The organism is Planococcus sp. NCCP-2050 (genome assembly GCF_023708025.1).
Lineage (GTDB): Bacteria > Bacillota > Bacilli > Bacillales_A > Planococcaceae > Planococcus.
Genome location: NZ_BRCX01000001.1, coordinates 247675 through 263073, shown reverse-complemented (window position 1 = coordinate 263073; position 15399 = coordinate 247675). Strand labels below are relative to the sequence as shown.

Here is a 15399-nt window from a genome sequence, read left to right as displayed (position 1 = left end):
TCAATTCCGCAGCGGAAGAGTATTGCGGCTTTCGTATCGCATTCACAAGTGAGGGGTGGCAATATGGAATTCCTGATTCAAGCAGGGTTATTTTTAAACCCAATTTTAGCTATCGTTTTTTGCCTGAATTTAGTAGCAATCATTAAAAAAGCAAAGAAAGATAAGTATGTAGATACCTCTGCGAACACGTTTTGGATGACGCTTTCGGCTGTCTATATTACATTTAGTATAACTTGGATGTTTGCATTATAATTTGCTTACAGAATAATTTTTATACAGTCTATGTGGTTTAACTTTAAAGTATTGAAAAAAATCATCCAACCGATGGAAGAACAAAAAGGAAGCTTGCGTAGAACAAGCTTCCTTTTTGAATGCTTCCAATATTTCTGTCAGAATGAAGATTATTATTTCAAGAACTCTTCGGTAGATGTTCTTTCGGCATACATCCCTTGGAGTGCGCCGATAAACGCATAGTGTACCTGTTCAGCTGGCACCACTTTATCTTGATACATCAACTCACGGGTCGCACAGGCATATTCGATCAAAGTCGTTTCGTAGCCCAGATCAACGGCAGCGCGCACCGTTGCATCGATGCACATATGCGTCATCATGCCGACAATCACAAGTTTAGTTATCCCTTTTTCTTTTAATCGGCTTTCCAAATCCGTCTGGAGGAAACTATTCGCGAAATGTTTCGTAATAATGCTTTCGTTTTCCAAAGGCTGTAAAATTTCGTGGATTTCTGCGCCTTTGGTATCTGGAAGGAAGAAGCCCATTGCGGGATTGCTTGCCAGATGCTGAACATGAAAAATATTCTCTTTTTGGTTTGTTCTAAACCATTCCAAAACTTTCGCCGCATTGGCAGCTGCGTTTTCCGCGTTGTGCAGTTCCATCTTTCCATTCGGAAAATAATCATTTTGTATATCGACAACGATCAATGCTGTGCTCATTTTTCCACCTCATTCATAATTTGGGGTACACTTGAATGATATACACGTTCCACTGAATTATCGAGTGGCTGATGAAGCACTTTTTCACTAAATCATTTCATCATGAAAGGAATTGAATATGGAGCTTAATGCGATTGATTTTCAAATCCGCCGCTTGCTATCTGAAAACTCACGTATTCAGTGGAAAGAGCTGGGGGAACAGATCCACATGACCGGCCAGGCTGTCGGGAACCGCATAAAAAAGATGGAGGACAGCGGTGTTATAAAAGCTTATTCGCTTGTGGTAGATGAATTGAAGCTTGGCCTACCCTATACCGCCTTTGTCATCATTTATATGAAAACAGTCGGCCACGGAAAGTTCATTGACTTTCTCAACGAACGGCTGGAAGTTATTGAAGCACACCGGGTTTCCGGAGAAAGCTGCTACCATTTGACGATAAAAGTACGCTCCCAAGAACAATTGAACCTATTTTTAAATGCTACGCTCAGCTACGGGAATTATGCATTGTATCTTTCCATAAATGAAGTCAAGAAACGCCAATCCGGATTGAATGCGATATAAAGCTGTTAATGGTGATAAAGCAATTTTTCTCATATGCTAGTCAGCTACTGGAAATAGTTCAACAAAGGAGTAAATGGATGAATCAAAACAATGAGATTTCAGCAGAAGAAAAAGAGAAGGTTTTAACGAATTATTTCAAAGGTGATTTCACTAACCGTATTGAAGTTTTTCCAAGCAAGGAGAAAAAGAAGCTGATTCTATTGGAGTTTATTGCTGCGCAGTTCGAGCCTAATCGAAAGTACTCGGAAAATGAAATGAATGAGATTTTAAAGAAGGTGTACCACGATTATGTATCAATCCGAAGGTATTTGATCGAATACGGATTTTTGGATCGGAACAAAGACGGCTCTTCCTACTGGCTGAAAGAATAACGCATCGATACTTCAAAATGGTGAAGTATCAGTTTCTCAGTCTTATTAAAAACAATTCTTCTTTAATAGAAAAAAAGAGGCTTAAATACGTAAAACCTTCAAGACGATATCTTTTGGATACTGTCCTGAAGGTTTTTTTAGTTAAACGCCTTTACCATTTAAGCCAATTCTTTGTTTTTATGATAGGAACGTTTCAAAGAAATATAGTTGATGAAAAACAGGAACATCCCTGCTAATAGTGGAACCGCTAAGATGTTTAGCCATTCACTGAGGCTGCTAGGGAATCCACTTAAAAACGAATAGCCGAAGATAAAGATGACGACAAAACCGGCTGTTTTAATGACAATGACTTTCCGTTCTTTCTTGTACTCCCGTTCCGTTGCGATAGCGGTGAATTCAATTCCGGACAGGACATATCTGCCTAAAACATAAACTGCGAATAATGCGATATGGAGGAATAAGATCGTTTCCGTATCAAAATTGATAAATCGACTGCAAATGAGCGAAACAATAAGGGCTAAGAAAAGAAGGATCGCTCCTTCTGCGAAAAAGTGCAAAATCTTTTTCTCCTTATATTCGTCTTCCGGCAATAAAAAGGATATCCACGTTTTCATGATCAATCGACCTCCCAAAATAATTCGTCCAGTGTTTTCCCCAGCTCTTTCGATATCGCTATGCAAAGATGAAGGCTGGGATTGTAATCCCCTTTCTCAATTAATCCAATGGTTTGCCTCGTTGCACCGACCCGCTTAGCCAGCTGCTCTTGAGTAATTGCCAATTCCATCCGTGTATACTTCACTCTGTTTTTCATCTCTTCACCTGCACTTTGCAATATATATCTTACATATGTAATTTATATATTACATTATTTTATTGAAATGTCAACTTTATCGTTGTATTTAGAGGTAAATAGGACATGATCAGTAAATCTGAGAAGGGAAGACTAAGTAGTTTTGCCAGAAAGATAGTTTAGTTGGAATATTAGATCTTGGTTTTATTTGGTATATTTAATAAGTGAAAAAACGCAATCCAGCGACTATAAGGGGGAACAAAATGGAGATAAAGAAACCGAATGATATTCTAATGGAAACGATCCTATCGCTCTCACCTCAAGCCATATACGATGGCACGATGGGAGAGGTCATGCCCACTGATGAGAAAATCCAACTGCTTGTGCAGCCGTTGTTGGATAAGGGAGGCTTTTACTTAGCGGCGGCAGAAGGAGAACAGCTTTTGGGGTGGATTCTCTTGGGGACAAGTAAGGACCCATTCACTGAAATAAGAAATGGTTTTATCTATGAATTATTTGTGTTAAAGGAATTCAGAGGGAAAGGATATTCCAAATCCTTAATGGAGGCAGCTTTCACCTATTTTCAACAAGAAGGCTATACGGAAGTGCGCCTTAGTGCGAAAGCCGATAATCCAGCGGTGAAACTATATGAAAATCTGGGATTCAAAACGAGAACTGTTTCCATGTGCTTGAAACTATAGATGAAGCTACTCACCTATTAATATAGAAACCAAGAAAGAGGAGATTATAATGGAAATTTGGGATTTAGTAGATGAGCAGAGAAAACCGATAGGTAAATTACATACAAGGGGAAAAGCACAGCAGTCAGGAGAATATCATGTGGTCGTGGAAATTTTAACTGTGAACGCGGATGGCCGAATTCTCTTGACTCAAAGGGATGCGGCAAAAACGCACCCGCTCCTTTGGGAAACGACGGGAGGCTCCGTGACCGCAGGTGAATCGAGCATACAAGGAGCTGTGCGTGAACTCGCAGAAGAGACAGGGCTTGTTGCGGAGGAAGAGGAGCTGCAGCTACTTGGGGAAATGAAATACGGTAATCATTTTTTGGATAGCTACGTATGGAAAAGAAAGGCAGCGATTCAACCTGAAGACCTAATCTTGCAGCCCGGTGAAGTTTGCGGCGCAAAACTGGTGACTTTGGCAGAGTTTGAAGAAATGGTTCAACAAGGGCTTGTCGTATCAAGGATCTGGGACCGGTTCCAGGTGAATCGGCACCAGATTATGCCATACTTGCGCCAACAGAATTCGGAAGGGGTGATTTAATGAAACTCAAAGGAAAAACAGCGATCGTGACTGGTGCGAGCCGACTCGATGGAATCGGTGCAGCCATCTGCCTGGAACTTGCCAGAAATGGCTGCGATCTGTTTTTTACTTATTGGACAGCTTATGATCAGGAAATGCCTTGGGGAATCGAAGCGAATGAGCCGCAGATGCTGCTAGAGGAACTGAAAAAAATCGGGGTAAAAGCGAAAGCGCTGGAGTTGGATCTAGCGCAGCCCGATGCGGCGGCCGTTTTAATGGAGACAATTGTTCGTGAAATGGGTTCTCCGGATATTTTAATCAACAATGCCGCTTACTCAACTACCGGCCATTTTACCGAGTTGACTGCTGAAGTATGGGACCGCCATTACGCAGTGAATATTCGGGGGACGGCACTTTTATGCAGTCAATTCGCTAAGTCTTTTAAGAAAAAAACAGGCGGGCGCATCATCAATCTTAGTTCCGGCCAGTTTCAAGGGGCAATGCCAGGTGAACTGGCCTATGCCACGACAAAAGGAGCGATAGATGCCATGACCATTACGTTGGCGGCGGAAACAGCAGCTCTTGGCATCACAGTCAATGCTATCAATCCAGGACCGACGGACACGGGCTGGATGGACGAAAACTTGAAAGAGCACTTAAAAGAGCGGTTTCCTTTTGGCAGACTCGGCAAACCTCATGATGCGGCCAAATTGGTCCAGTTTCTCGCAAGTCCCGATGCGGAATGGATTACAGGACAGATCATTCATTCGGAAGGCGGATTTATCCGGTAAACCGACACAAAACGCCTGCTGGCACTCCAGCAGGCGTTTTGTTGTTTAGCCGACATTATTCGGATAACTGTTTAAAGGATGGTCCGGCAAATCCAGCTCATCCAAAATGCGCGTGATATGCTTTTCCATCCGCTCTTTAGCAAGAACCGAATTCCGGATGGAAATGGCTTCAAATAATTCCGCATGTTCGATAAAAGTATCTTCATAGCGGTCTACATCCATAAACCGGTGAGTACGGGTCGCACGGATGGAATCTTCCATTTTTTCCGCTAAAGACTGAACGAGATTGATCAATAGCGGGTTATGGGAAGCTTCGACAATCCGCTGATGAAAATGCAAATCCGCTTTGATTCCTTTTTCTGCATCGTACAGTGAGCTCTTCATCTCATCGAGTGCTTGTTTAATTTTGGCTAAATCAGCCGGAACTGCTCGGACAGAAGCAAGCGATATGGCTTCGATTTCGAGCGCGCGCCGAAGCTCGAGCATATCCACAACGAGATGGCTTTCCGCTTCCACGATGGAGTCGGAAAGCAGCTGGCTGACTTTTTCGACTTCGCTCGTATTGATATAGCTTCCACCGCCTTGGCGAATAATGATCGCACCGGTCAATTCAAGCTGCTGCAGCGCTTCACGGACAGAAGAGCGGCTTACGCCGAACCGGCTCGCAAGTTCACGTTCTGACGGCAATTTTGAACCAGGCTGCAAGTCGCCTTTCAAAAAGAATTCTTCAATTTTTTCCGCAATAATCTGCGAAGTTTTTTTCTTTCCAGAAACCATTCGTTTCCTCCTCTTATTGAACCTTTAGTTCTTCCACCTTATCAACTTCTAAAATATTAATCAATAAATTAAAATAATCATTGAAAAATTCTGATTAATCGGTATAATAAATTTTATTGGTCGGACCAATTGCAACGAATATATTTTTACAGATAAGTAAGGGGTTGAGCGGTAATGCTAATTCAAGAAATTGAACAGGTCATGGATGCTTTACATACGAAGTTAAGAGAAGATCAAATCACCATTAATGAAACCGTCCGGGAATTGCACGGAAGGGATGAATCTTACCACCAGCAGAAATTGCCGGATATCGTTGTGTTTCCGGAAACGACTGAAGACGTCGTAAACATAATGGGAATTTCAAAAAATCTGCAAGTCCCAATCGTTCCTTTTGGACTCGGTTCAAGCTTGGAAGGGCATGTGATTCCAGATAATGGCGGCATTACAATCGATTTTTCAGGGATGAATCAGGTTTTGGAAGTACTCGAAAATGATTTTTTAGTGAAAGTTCAACCGGGGGTAACGCGTACCCAGCTAAATAAAGAATTAAAGAAATACGGATTGTTCTTCCCGGTAGATCCTGGAGCGGACGCAACACTTGGCGGAATGGCAGCAACAAATGCCAGTGGGACGACTTCCGTCAAGTACGGCGTTATGCGTGACCAAGTTCGGGATTTGGAAGTCGTTTTGGCTGATGGTACCGTCATCCATACCGGCAACAAAGCGGCTAAGTCTTCATCTGGTCTGCATTTAAACGGTTTGTTTATCGGATCGGAAGGCACGCTTGGCTGCTTTACGGAATTGACATTGAAAGTCTACGGAATTCCAGAGCATGTGTCGGCTGCTCGTGCATCTTTTCCAACGGTCAAAGACGCGGTAGAAGCAGTCGTCTCGATTTTACAGGCAGGAATTCCAATTGCGAGAGTGGAACTGGTCGATGAAGTCTCGGTTCGGCAAGTAAATCTGTTCAGTGAAACGGATTATGCCGAAAAGCCGACCTTATTCCTCGAGTTCCATGGCAATGAAGCAGGGTTAAAACAAGATATCGCGTTTATGAACGAAATTGTCGAGGGTCACCATTGCGAAAGCATCGAGTTTGAAACGGACAATGCAGGCCGCAACCGGCTATGGGAAGCACGCCATAATTTGGCTTACGCCTTTATCCACGGGAATCCAGGGAAAAAGATGATGGTGACGGATGTATGTCTTCCCATTTCGGAACTGGCAGGCGCAGTAGCCGATGCCCGCGAGAAAGTATTTGCGCTCGGGATGGTCGGCGGCATTGTCGGGCACGTCGGGGACGGGAATTTCCATGTCTTGTTGATGATGGATATGAATGATCCAGCTGAAGTGGCAAAAGCGCAATTGCTGAACGAACAAATCGTTTTGTATGCTTTAGAGCGCGGCGGCACATGCACCGGCGAACACGGGGTTGGCATCGGCAAACAAAAATACCAGCAGCAAGAACACGGGGCTGCACTGCTCGTTATGGAACGCATCAAAATTGCCTTGGACCCGGACAACCGGTTAAATCCAAATAAACTAATCAAGCAAGAAACGAGAGGAGCGGTCCAATGAAAGTTTTAGAATCCATCAGTAATTTTGCCGGGAAATATTTTGCGGTTTGGGTTATCCTAATCGCCCTGATCGCGTTTTTACTCCCAGATCCGTTTCTTCCGCTCGGGGCATACATCACCATATTGCTTGGAATTGTCATGTTCGGTATGGGGTTAACGTTGAAGCCGGTCGATTTTAAAATTGTCTTGACCCGGCCGCTTCCCGTTATCATTGGCGTTGCCGCCCAGTTCATCATTATGCCGCTCGCTGCCTTTGCGATTGCGAAAGTGTTAAACCTTCCACCCGAACTTGCGGCAGGATTAGTGCTCCTCGGCTGTGTTCCTGGTGGGACCGCTTCAAACGTAATGGTATATTTAGCAAAAGGAAATCTGGCGTTGTCCGTTGCGATGACTTCACTTTCTACTTTGCTTGCACCGATCATGACACCGCTATTGCTGCTGCTTCTAGCAGGGCAATGGCTGCCTGTTGATCCGGTTTCGATGTTCATGTCCATTATTCAAGTAATCATCATCCCGATTGCTTTAGGTTTCATGGTTCAGCGTTTCTTGCCAAAAGCAGTTGAAAAAAGCATCACCATCGTTCCACTGATTTCTGTACTGGCGATTCTAATTATCGTTTCTGCAGTGACGGCTGCCAATGCTGGGAATGTCGTCAGTTCAGGAGCCGTCGTCTTTTTTGCCGTATTCCTTCATAACGGCTTCGGATTGCTTTTAGGGTATTTGACCGCTTTGGCACTAGGGTTGAACGAAACCGACCGACGTGCCATTTCATTGGAAGTTGGTATGCAAAATTCCGGACTCGGCGTTGCTTTAGCTACAGCGCATTTCAGTCCACTTGCAGCACTTCCAAGCGTCTGGGGTGCGATTTGGCATAATATTTCCGGTCCGATTCTTGCAACCATCTGGTCGAAGAAACCGGCAGCTGCCATTGAAGCAGATCGAGTAAAGAATCTTCAAACTGCACCAAAAGCAACTCTTGAAAAATAAGATCCCTAGCGCTTATCTTGACATCTGGCCAAGCCAGAATTCAAGATAAGCTTTTTTTATGAATGCAGCCCTATATTCCGGGAAAACAAAAATAAGAATGAAAGATTTGAGCAAAAGGAGGCGGACCTTGATGAAACAGATCTTGATGCTCGACAGTTTGCCGCTTATAAATTTCGAAGGCGGTGCAGGCAATAAAAACGCTGGAAACCAAACGCTCTACAATACGCTAAAAGGCTTTAGCGACCAAGGCTACCATGTAACGGTGCTGACGTTTGCTGATGTCCCGAAACAAAGTATCCCTTTTCCAAATGTCCTGGTGAAGCGGTCACGGTATTATGCCGTATTTGAAGCCTTGAAACAGCTAAATTTAGTAAAAGACCATGCGGAAGCGGAACGGACAGAAGCGACGTTTTTTGCGAAGTTCTGGAATCGCATGGCTTACCGGGAAGGGTTGGAACTCGCAGCTGAACTGGAGCCGGATCTTATGTATGGTTATGAAATCTACAGTACCCGTGCCGCTAAAAAGCTGGCAGATCAATTAGAAGTTCCTTGCGTCACCCGTTTCCAAGGAACCGAGCTCGGACTTCTGCTGGACAGCCCGAAATTTGATGAAGCCCATGATTACGTTAAAGGAACTGCAGTTGATGCGGATTTGATCATCATGGCGAACGACGGAACGGACGGCGATAAAGTATTGGAACGATTGGGAATCGATCAAAATAAAGTCCGTTTTTGGCCGAATGGTCTGGCTGATAAAGAAAAATACTTGAACTATCAGCGGGATGAGCATTACGCAATGAACATGCATTTGCCTGAAGACGCCTTTGTCATCTGTACCGCCAATCGTTTTGTTGATTGGAAACGGCTGGACCGCATTGTAAAAATGATGGGCTATTTAGAAGAACTTAAGCCAACCGCTCATTTAATAGCGATTGGAGACGGGCCTGAAAAAAGCCGGTTAATGGAGATGGCCGACTCAAAAGGGGTGAAGAATATCCTTTTCCTGGACGCAATGGATCATGAAAAAACCATAGACCACATAGGAAATGCCGATCTCTATATCACGTTGAATGAAAGCGGGAATCTGGGAAACTCGATACTGGAATCCCTGGCTCTTGGGACGGCTGTCTGCACGTTAAAAAATGAAAGTGTCTGTAAAGTGTTGGAGGATAGTTTTAATGCGATTTTATTCAATGAAATGGATGAAAAGTTCATTGCGGAGCGTTTGGCTGAATGGATGGACCACGAAGAAATGCTTCGAGGATTAGCGGCAAATGGTCGGCGTTATGCGAAAGAAAAACTGCTTTCCTGGCCAGAACGCATGCAGCTCGAAATCCATGAAATCGAAAAGCTTTTCGATTAAACTTTTACGGCCATTGCATGTGGATACTATAATAGAAGAAAGGGGGACGATAAGATGCCTTTAGAAATTGTGAGAAATGACATCACAAAAATGCATGTAGATGCCATTGTCAATGCAGCCAATAGAGAACTTCGAATGGGCGGCGGCGTGTGCGGTGCGATATTTAACGCTGCGGGGGCTGCCCAGTTGCAAAAAGCCTGCAACAAAATCGGCTATTGCCCGGTCGGTGGAGCTGTCGGTACAGAGGCCTTCGACTTAGATGCTGCATACATCATCCACACGGTAGGGCCGGTTTGGCACGGAGGAAAGCAAAATGAAGAAGGCCATCTCCGGTCTTGCTACGCAAATTCGCTGGAACTTGCCCATTCCTTAAATTGTGAATCGATCGCTTTTCCGTTAATTTCTTCCGGCATCTACGGCTACCCAAAAGAACAGGCTCTGCAAGTCGCCATTTCGGAAATCCATCGTTTCTTAATGAAGCCGGACCATGAAATACTCGTTTTTCTTGTCGTCTTTGATCAAGCATCGTTCGGTTTCAGCGGAAAACTGTCTCAATCGATCCGCAATTACATCGACGAAAATTACGTAGAACACCAGCAGCTAAAATACGCTCGAAGCCGCCGTGTTTTAGAAGAAGTATCCTACTCAACCGAAGAACGGTCTACTGCTGTCCATCAAACAGTTGAGGGATTAGAAGAGGCCCTAAGCCGAATAAAAGAAACTTTTTCGGACAAACTTCTTCAATTCATTGACGAAAAAGGAATGACGGATGCACAAGCTTATAAAAAAGCCAATATCGATCGGCGATTATTTTCAAAGATCCGAAACTCGCCAGGGTATACACCGCTTAAGAAAACCGTTTTTGCATTTGCTATTGCCTTAGAACTGGACCTCGAGGAAACTGCAGAACTATTAGGAACGGCCGGGTACGCTTTGTCCCATAGCCATAAATTGGACGTCATCATTGAATATTTCATAATCCAAAAAATATACAACATCCATGAAATCAACGAAGCTTTATTTGCCTTTGACCAGCCTTTGCTTGGTGCATAATTGTCGCTTCAAAAGCGACCAAACGATTTCCGCAAACGGTTACTCTTTAGGTATCACCTGTGAAGAACAGGCAGACTAAGGAGGAGACCGATATGAAAAAAGGAAGTACGGAAATCGTTTTTATTCTCGATAAAAGCGGTTCAATGGCAGGGCTTGAAAAAGACACAATTGGGGGCTTTAATGCTTTAATTGAAAAGCAGAAAAAAGAAGCGGGAGACGCAAAAATAACCGCCATTCTCTTTAACCACCAGTATGAGTTGCTGCATGACCGCATTGCAATCTCGGGGATTGCCCCATTAACGGAAAAAGAGTATGAAGTCGGCGGCACGACCGCTTTACTAGATGCTGTCGGTTCAGCCATCCAAAAGCTGTTAAATGTTCAAAAACGGACAAGCCAGGAAGAACAAGCGGAAAAAGTCATGTTTGTGATCACGACAGACGGCATGGAAAATGCCAGCTGTGAATACGACTACACAAAAATAAGAAAAATGCTCTCTTTCCAAAAAGAGAAGTTCGGATGGGAATTTATCTTCCTCGGTGCCAACATCGACGCAGTCGCGACCGCCAAAAACTTCGGAATCAGTGAAGACCGAGCCGTAAATTACCACGCGGATGATAAAGGGACAGAACTGAATTACCGCGTATTGAACGAAACCGTCAGCTCGTTCCGACAAGGAAGAAAACTGGACCAAAACTGGAAGAAAGACATCGAAGCTGACTTTAGCGAGCGCAGCAAACGGTAAATTCAAGGTAAATTGTCCGTAAACGTATGTTTCACAAACTGAACGTTCGTAATGTGTTTTGACACGTTTACGAACGTTTTTTTAGTCGTTTTCAAGCATTTTTAAAGCGTTCGTAAAAGTGTACTTTTACGAACGGTTTTTTAAATTACATATAAACTTATAAAACCTCATTTTTAAATTTTCTAATTATTGGTAATATAATCATATACATATTTGTCTAAGATAGACGATGAAAGCAGTCCGTATGAAAGAAATTAAATAGAAAGTAGGCAGAATTATATGAGGGCTAAAACAATCGTGAAGAATTTTGGTTTTGAAACAGAAGATGAACCAGTTAGCATCTATCCGTTTTCGCCAGTTTACCGGATGATACGACCTGAAGGCGACTTTATAGTCAAAAAAACGCAGCACCCAATCGAGAAAGCAAATCGTCTCATGAGATATACAAAAACATTAAACGAACAAGGTGTAGATGTGGTCATTCCGTCAAAGATTCAAGCAGAAAATCCAAGGACTTTCGGTGAAGAAACCTACGTCGTTTATCCTTTTGTTCAAGGAGTGCCTTATACGGGAAAGGAGTGGGAGATCAAAGAAGCGGGAAGGTTACTTGGGCGAATTCATGCATTATCTCCAACTGATAATGAATACGAATTGGATATATACGATGTATTTGATTTCACAGGAGAGGAAGTTAAAGAGAGCTTCCAGCGCATTGAACAGAATGCAGCTCCACACGGCATTAAAATGAATCCGATATTAGAAGTCCGTCTTCTGCAAGCGGTTCGTCAACAAGAGGAACTGAAGCAAGCTGGCTTGATTTCCGTCGCAACACCGCACGATTTCAAAGCGAATAACTTAATTTATACTCCCCAGCCTTATTTGATTGATCCGGATAATGCTGGATGGATTCCCCGAATATTTGATTTGGCACTCGTCCTTTTGCTGTTTCATAATGAACTTGCCTCTGCTCCAGACCGAACGTTTACAAAACAGCAATGGCATCTGTTTCTATCTGGATATGGGGAATCCGTGGACTTATCGCTTGAGGAGAAAATAAATTGGCCGAAAGCACTGGAACATGTTTTCCTTGATGAAGTCATGTGGCTGATGGCGGATGTAGAAGAAGATTGGCAGAATCAAGCGCAACGCTCTTTATTTGATAGCCTTACTCAATTGTTCTTGAACTTCGAAGAATACAGTTTAACTTAAATGATGTGCAGTGAATCAAATCACAGGGAAGTGGGATTTGAATGTAACTTATGTGCAGTTAAGTTACATTCAAATCCGCTAAGTGATGAATAAGGGCGGGGAAGAAATGAAAAGAGAAGACAGAAACTTCGCAGAGAGAGCTTTAAAAAAACTGCTTATTGGAAGTCAACTTGATGGTTTCCAATTTGGCATTGGTCCAGGGGTAGTGCGTGTCTGTTTTTCCCATTACTCTGAGCAAGATCCAGACCAGTTATGGTTGAACATTGAAGTAAGGAAAATTGCGATTACTGCTAGTGATGAGCAATTAACCACGATTTCTAAAGAAACCTTAGAAGAACTCGACGATGAAGAGTCGTTTCAGCTGCTGTTGAGAAACCGGAGAGAAAAAGTGAAAGATATTTGGCTCGGAGGAGATTCGCCGCATTTATATATTTCGTTTGAGTCTGGAAAAGTATTGTATGTAAATGGACATGATGAAAACTATGAGTGTTGGCAAGTTGGAGATAATCATGGATATGGGGATGGTGACTGGTTGATTGTGGCTGTTCCAGGTAATGAAATCGCCATATGGAGTCCTGAAGAGTTTAAATAAGATTAGCTAAGAAGAGAAATTGAATGTAACTTATTGTGAATTAAGTTACATTCACTTTGGCAATTTCTTTAGTTGCAAAACGGAAGATCAAAAATGGAGGTGCAACGGATGGAATACAGTGGTGGCTATTTTCTTCTTTCGGCAGCGAGCGCCAATCAACCCTTTTATCTCGCCCAAGTGGAAGATGGCGGATTCCACGTTGAAAAGCTGATTTCGATGGATGAGGAAGTTGGCGGTGTTTTTCCCAATATCTTTGACATTTGGGCGGGCCGAAAGTCTAAAAGGCCGACACCCGTCTTATCCAAAACGGTGCTGGATAAGGTCTTGGTATCCATGGTATTTGGTACGTTGGAAGAAGCACTGGAAGGCTATCGGGAAGCAAGACCCCAGGATCCATTGGTGAGTCTGATCGGCATCAGCCTTGACGAGAAGCACCTTCCGGACTTTCACGACTGGCGGGACCTTATCAATGACGAAACTGGAAAAGGAGAGGAGTCGTCTACTGCTTGAAAAAAAAGCAACCTATCAGCAAAGGTGGGATATTCGCAGGATACGACATTGCAGGCTATGAGCTGGGCGGCCGGTTTCTCTCTTTCTTGGGTAATCGTCTTTTAAAGGATTATCTGGCACTGGATCCAACCCTTTCAATCAATACCGGAACGGCAAGCGGCAGAAGCTCTTGCCCGTTACACGAATGAGGTGCTTGCTGAACAGCGAATGGCGGAAGAAGACTTGATGTGGCTGCCATGGAAAATAACAATTTATGAAGGCTTCTAAACTGAATAAAATCTTTTGTTTTGAATGTAACTTATTAGCAATTAAGTTACATTCAAAACTGTAACTTTCGCATCTAATGATTTCAAAATTTTAAAAGTACATTTGAGAGCTACCTAAATTAGAAGGGTGGATATTTATTGGAAAACTGGATTCCTTTTTCTCATCAAGAGTATGACCAAATTTGGGACAGGATTTATAGAGATTTTAAATTTAAACCAAGTACGTCTATTTTCCCTTCATTTCAGGTGCCGCATCCTTTTATAACCTATGATATTTCCGATTATCTCAGGGATTCAATAGATTTAGATACTTATGATGACCTCGAAGAACAAGCGTTAGATGCATTTAAAGAGATTACGTCAGTTGACGAATATATACTAGCACTCGATTGGCAACATGAATCTTATTGGGTAAACCCACGCTTAGAATTCGAAAAAGATGAATTTGGAGAATGGACAATACCCATCTTTCCAAATGGTGATTACTACTTCTTTATTCAGAAAAATTTTAAGTGGGGCTATTTAGGGCATCCTTGGGAGAAAAGTATAACTATATTCGGGGAAGAATTAATTAACGCCTTTGATGAACACAAGCCAAGAATGTTTAGTAAGATTTTAAGACAAAGCTAATTCATGATTGAATGTAACATAAGTCTAAGTAAGTTACATTCAACACCCTTATTCTGATGAATTTCGAAGAGAAGGAGAATTTTTGAAAAAAATGATACATTCAAAAGGCTATTGTGTAAGGCTTTAGAATAGTAATTCTTAAAGGGATGCGAGTTTACATATCAAAACTTATCGGCAGAAAATCGATAAGGAGAGAAATTTATTTCTAGAAAAAGAGGAAGGCCAAAAGCGAATTGCAATCGCTGCTTGGCCTTCCTTTTTTGAGCCGGTTATTCCTCGTCCTCCAGGTCTTCTATTATTCTTTTCATCTTAGCGATTTCTTCGCGTTGCGTCTTGATAATCGCATCAGCCAGCTCTCTCACTCGTGGATCTGAAATATTGGCTCGTTCGCTAGTTAGGATAGCGATGGAATGATGAGGGATCATCGCTTTCATCCATCCGGTGTCCTCTATTAATATTTGGCTGCGGACGAGCCAAAGTGAAAGCGCGAATACTACTGCACTGCCAGCTAAAATCAACGAATTCACTTTTTTGTTCTTGTACATTGGCCACATGAATAACAGCATGACAATGGCCATGACAGAGCCCATAATCAACGCCATATAGATTCTTGTTTCACTGAATGTGATATGTTCGAATTGAAAAACGTTTAAGAACATCAACCAATACATCAAAAAGGTCGAAGTGACAATCATGATTCCAAACTTAACGTAACTGTTCATAAAACCCTCTCCTTATAGTAAAAGATTGATTTTGACAAGAATGCCTGAACGGGATCGATGCCTTTCTTATCTGTTTACCATTTAAATTCCCATATAAACTCCATAGAAAATGCATAATTTACTGTAGAAGAAAGAATTACAACGAATTTTATCGTCACTCCATGCAGTTTTCGTCTGAAATATAAAGAAGCCGGCCAATCACTCTCAGATTAGCCGGCATCCTGCATATTTTCTGGTTTTGCA

21 protein-coding genes are annotated in these 15399 nt (G+C 42.7%); 16 read left to right on the top strand and 5 right to left on the bottom strand.

Annotation, left to right across the window (positions count from 1 at the left end; all coding sequences use genetic code 11):
* Nucleotides 1-63 precede the first annotated feature (63 nt).
* Nucleotides 64-252, top strand: a complete 189-nt coding sequence (locus NFU07_RS01330; RefSeq protein ID WP_251473539.1) for a hypothetical protein — start codon at nt 64-66, stop codon at nt 250-252.
* A 152-nt stretch (nt 253-404) separates the two neighbouring features.
* Here the strand turns inward: NFU07_RS01330 and NFU07_RS01325 are convergent, their stop codons facing one another.
* Entirely contained in the window at nt 405-950 is a 546-nt protein-coding gene (locus NFU07_RS01325) for a cysteine hydrolase family protein (protein WP_251473537.1), read from the bottom strand.
* A gap of 118 nt (nt 951-1068) precedes the next feature.
* Here NFU07_RS01325 and NFU07_RS01320 point away from each other — a divergent pair, with 118 nt between their 5' ends.
* Both NFU07_RS01320 and NFU07_RS01315 read left to right on the top strand, forming a co-directional pair.
* A complete protein-coding gene (locus NFU07_RS01320) occupies nt 1069-1512 on the top strand; it encodes an Lrp/AsnC family transcriptional regulator (protein WP_251473524.1) in 444 nt (147 codons plus the stop codon).
* Between the two features lie 77 nt (nt 1513-1589).
* Nucleotides 1590-1883: a DUF2087 domain-containing protein gene (locus NFU07_RS01315; protein WP_251473522.1), complete on the top strand. Its 294-nt coding sequence runs from the start codon at nt 1590-1592 to the stop codon at nt 1881-1883.
* A 158-nt stretch (nt 1884-2041) separates the two neighbouring features.
* On the opposite strand, the gene NFU07_RS01310 is transcribed toward NFU07_RS01315, so the two are convergent.
* A complete protein-coding gene (locus NFU07_RS01310) occupies nt 2042-2497 on the bottom strand; it encodes a DUF3278 domain-containing protein (protein ID WP_251473520.1) in 456 nt (151 codons plus the stop codon).
* A gap of 2 nt (nt 2498-2499) precedes the next feature.
* Nucleotides 2500-2694, bottom strand: coding sequence for a helix-turn-helix transcriptional regulator (locus NFU07_RS01305; RefSeq protein WP_251473518.1), 195 nt, complete (start codon nt 2692-2694; stop codon nt 2500-2502).
* 242 nt (nt 2695-2936) lie between these two features.
* Between NFU07_RS01305 and NFU07_RS01300 the strand changes: the two genes are divergently transcribed.
* Genes NFU07_RS01300 through NFU07_RS01290 form a run of 3 tightly spaced genes read left to right on the top strand, consistent with a single transcriptional unit; the run spans nt 2937 to nt 4727 of the window.
* On the top strand, nt 2937-3374 hold the full coding sequence (locus NFU07_RS01300) for a GNAT family N-acetyltransferase (RefSeq protein WP_251473516.1): 438 nt from the start codon (nt 2937-2939) through the stop codon (nt 3372-3374).
* Nucleotides 3375-3423: 49 nt separating this feature from the next.
* A complete protein-coding gene (locus NFU07_RS01295) occupies nt 3424-3957 on the top strand; it encodes an NUDIX hydrolase (RefSeq protein ID WP_251473514.1) in 534 nt (177 codons plus the stop codon).
* Nucleotides 3957-4727 (top strand): SDR family oxidoreductase, encoded by a 771-nt coding sequence (locus NFU07_RS01290; protein ID WP_251473511.1) that lies wholly within the window; start codon nt 3957-3959, stop codon nt 4725-4727. The genes NFU07_RS01295 and NFU07_RS01290 overlap by 1 nt, the downstream gene beginning before the upstream one ends.
* A 45-nt stretch (nt 4728-4772) precedes the next feature.
* Here the strand turns inward: NFU07_RS01290 and NFU07_RS01285 are convergent, their stop codons facing one another.
* On the bottom strand, nt 4773-5504 hold the full coding sequence (locus tag NFU07_RS01285) for a FadR/GntR family transcriptional regulator (RefSeq protein ID WP_251473508.1): 732 nt from the start codon (nt 5502-5504) through the stop codon (nt 4773-4775).
* A 174-nt stretch (nt 5505-5678) separates the two neighbouring features.
* Here NFU07_RS01285 and NFU07_RS01280 point away from each other — a divergent pair, with 174 nt between their 5' ends.
* The 10 genes from NFU07_RS01280 to NFU07_RS01235 all read left to right on the top strand — a co-directional run bounded on the left by NFU07_RS01280 (nt 5679) and on the right by NFU07_RS01235 (nt 14434).
* A complete protein-coding gene (locus NFU07_RS01280) occupies nt 5679-7082 on the top strand; it encodes an FAD-binding oxidoreductase (protein ID WP_251473496.1) in 1404 nt (467 codons plus the stop codon).
* The gene (locus NFU07_RS01275) at nt 7079-8068 is read left to right on the top strand and encodes a bile acid:sodium symporter family protein (protein ID WP_251473493.1); all 990 of its coding nucleotides are present in this window, start codon (nt 7079-7081) and stop codon (nt 8066-8068) included. The genes NFU07_RS01280 and NFU07_RS01275 overlap by 4 nt, the downstream gene beginning before the upstream one ends.
* 130 nt (nt 8069-8198) lie before the next feature.
* Nucleotides 8199-9431: a glycosyltransferase family 4 protein gene (locus NFU07_RS01270; protein ID WP_251473480.1), complete on the top strand. Its 1233-nt coding sequence runs from the start codon at nt 8199-8201 to the stop codon at nt 9429-9431.
* 54 nt (nt 9432-9485) lie between these two features.
* The gene (locus tag NFU07_RS01265) at nt 9486-10484 is read left to right on the top strand and encodes a macro domain-containing protein (protein ID WP_251473477.1); all 999 of its coding nucleotides are present in this window, start codon (nt 9486-9488) and stop codon (nt 10482-10484) included.
* A 92-nt stretch (nt 10485-10576) separates the two neighbouring features.
* Complete coding sequence (locus tag NFU07_RS01260) at nt 10577-11227, top strand: vWA domain-containing protein (protein ID WP_251473474.1); 651 nt, start codon at nt 10577-10579, stop codon at nt 11225-11227.
* A 279-nt stretch (nt 11228-11506) separates the two neighbouring features.
* A complete protein-coding gene (locus NFU07_RS01255; protein ID WP_251473472.1) occupies nt 11507-12436 on the top strand; it encodes a phosphotransferase in 930 nt (309 codons plus the stop codon).
* Nucleotides 12437-12542: 106 nt separating this feature from the next.
* Nucleotides 12543-13028: a hypothetical protein gene (locus tag NFU07_RS01250; protein ID WP_036811054.1), complete on the top strand. Its 486-nt coding sequence runs from the start codon at nt 12543-12545 to the stop codon at nt 13026-13028.
* A gap of 108 nt (nt 13029-13136) precedes the next feature.
* Nucleotides 13137-13538 carry a hypothetical protein gene (locus tag NFU07_RS01245; RefSeq protein WP_251473470.1) on the top strand — a complete coding sequence of 134 codons (402 nt, stop codon included), beginning with the start codon at nt 13137-13139 and terminating at the stop codon, nt 13536-13538.
* Nucleotides 13535-13726 (top strand): hypothetical protein, encoded by a 192-nt coding sequence (locus NFU07_RS01240; protein ID WP_251473468.1) that lies wholly within the window; start codon nt 13535-13537, stop codon nt 13724-13726. Before NFU07_RS01245 ends, NFU07_RS01240 begins: the two co-directional genes overlap by 4 nt.
* A gap of 216 nt (nt 13727-13942) precedes the next feature.
* Entirely contained in the window at nt 13943-14434 is a 492-nt protein-coding gene (locus tag NFU07_RS01235) for a DUF2716 domain-containing protein (RefSeq protein WP_251473465.1), read from the top strand.
* Nucleotides 14435-14703: 269 nt separating this feature from the next.
* On the opposite strand, the gene NFU07_RS01230 is transcribed toward NFU07_RS01235, so the two are convergent.
* Complete coding sequence (locus tag NFU07_RS01230; protein WP_052651604.1) at nt 14704-15156, bottom strand: DUF305 domain-containing protein; 453 nt, start codon at nt 15154-15156, stop codon at nt 14704-14706.
* Nucleotides 15157-15399 lie beyond the last annotated feature (243 nt).

What these genes read in the sequence shown, in the direction of transcription:
- NFU07_RS01330 (WP_251473539.1), top strand. Translation starts at nt 64, where the DNA reads ATGGAATTCCTGATTCAAGCAGGGTTATTTTTAAACCCAATTTTAGCT.
- NFU07_RS01325 (WP_251473537.1), bottom strand. Translation starts at nt 950, where the DNA reads ATGAGCACAGCATTGATCGTTGTCGATATACAAAATGATTATTTTCCG.
- NFU07_RS01320 (WP_251473524.1), top strand. Translation starts at nt 1,069, where the DNA reads ATGGAGCTTAATGCGATTGATTTTCAAATCCGCCGCTTGCTATCTGAA.
- NFU07_RS01315 (WP_251473522.1), top strand. Translation starts at nt 1,590, where the DNA reads ATGAATCAAAACAATGAGATTTCAGCAGAAGAAAAAGAGAAGGTTTTA.
- NFU07_RS01310 (WP_251473520.1), bottom strand. Translation starts at nt 2,497, where the DNA reads ATGAAAACGTGGATATCCTTTTTATTGCCGGAAGACGAATATAAGGAG.
- NFU07_RS01305 (WP_251473518.1), bottom strand. Translation starts at nt 2,694, where the DNA reads ATGAAAAACAGAGTGAAGTATACACGGATGGAATTGGCAATTACTCAA.
- NFU07_RS01300 (WP_251473516.1), top strand. Translation starts at nt 2,937, where the DNA reads ATGGAGATAAAGAAACCGAATGATATTCTAATGGAAACGATCCTATCG.
- NFU07_RS01295 (WP_251473514.1), top strand. Translation starts at nt 3,424, where the DNA reads ATGGAAATTTGGGATTTAGTAGATGAGCAGAGAAAACCGATAGGTAAA.
- NFU07_RS01290 (WP_251473511.1), top strand. Translation starts at nt 3,957, where the DNA reads ATGAAACTCAAAGGAAAAACAGCGATCGTGACTGGTGCGAGCCGACTC.
- NFU07_RS01285 (WP_251473508.1), bottom strand. Translation starts at nt 5,504, where the DNA reads ATGGTTTCTGGAAAGAAAAAAACTTCGCAGATTATTGCGGAAAAAATT.
- NFU07_RS01280 (WP_251473496.1), top strand. Translation starts at nt 5,679, where the DNA reads ATGCTAATTCAAGAAATTGAACAGGTCATGGATGCTTTACATACGAAG.
- NFU07_RS01275 (WP_251473493.1), top strand. Translation starts at nt 7,079, where the DNA reads ATGAAAGTTTTAGAATCCATCAGTAATTTTGCCGGGAAATATTTTGCG.
- NFU07_RS01270 (WP_251473480.1), top strand. Translation starts at nt 8,199, where the DNA reads ATGAAACAGATCTTGATGCTCGACAGTTTGCCGCTTATAAATTTCGAA.
- NFU07_RS01265 (WP_251473477.1), top strand. Translation starts at nt 9,486, where the DNA reads ATGCCTTTAGAAATTGTGAGAAATGACATCACAAAAATGCATGTAGAT.
- NFU07_RS01260 (WP_251473474.1), top strand. Translation starts at nt 10,577, where the DNA reads ATGAAAAAAGGAAGTACGGAAATCGTTTTTATTCTCGATAAAAGCGGT.
- NFU07_RS01255 (WP_251473472.1), top strand. Translation starts at nt 11,507, where the DNA reads ATGAGGGCTAAAACAATCGTGAAGAATTTTGGTTTTGAAACAGAAGAT.
- NFU07_RS01250 (WP_036811054.1), top strand. Translation starts at nt 12,543, where the DNA reads ATGAAAAGAGAAGACAGAAACTTCGCAGAGAGAGCTTTAAAAAAACTG.
- NFU07_RS01245 (WP_251473470.1), top strand. Translation starts at nt 13,137, where the DNA reads ATGGAATACAGTGGTGGCTATTTTCTTCTTTCGGCAGCGAGCGCCAAT.
- NFU07_RS01230 (WP_052651604.1), bottom strand. Translation starts at nt 15,156, where the DNA reads ATGAACAGTTACGTTAAGTTTGGAATCATGATTGTCACTTCGACCTTT.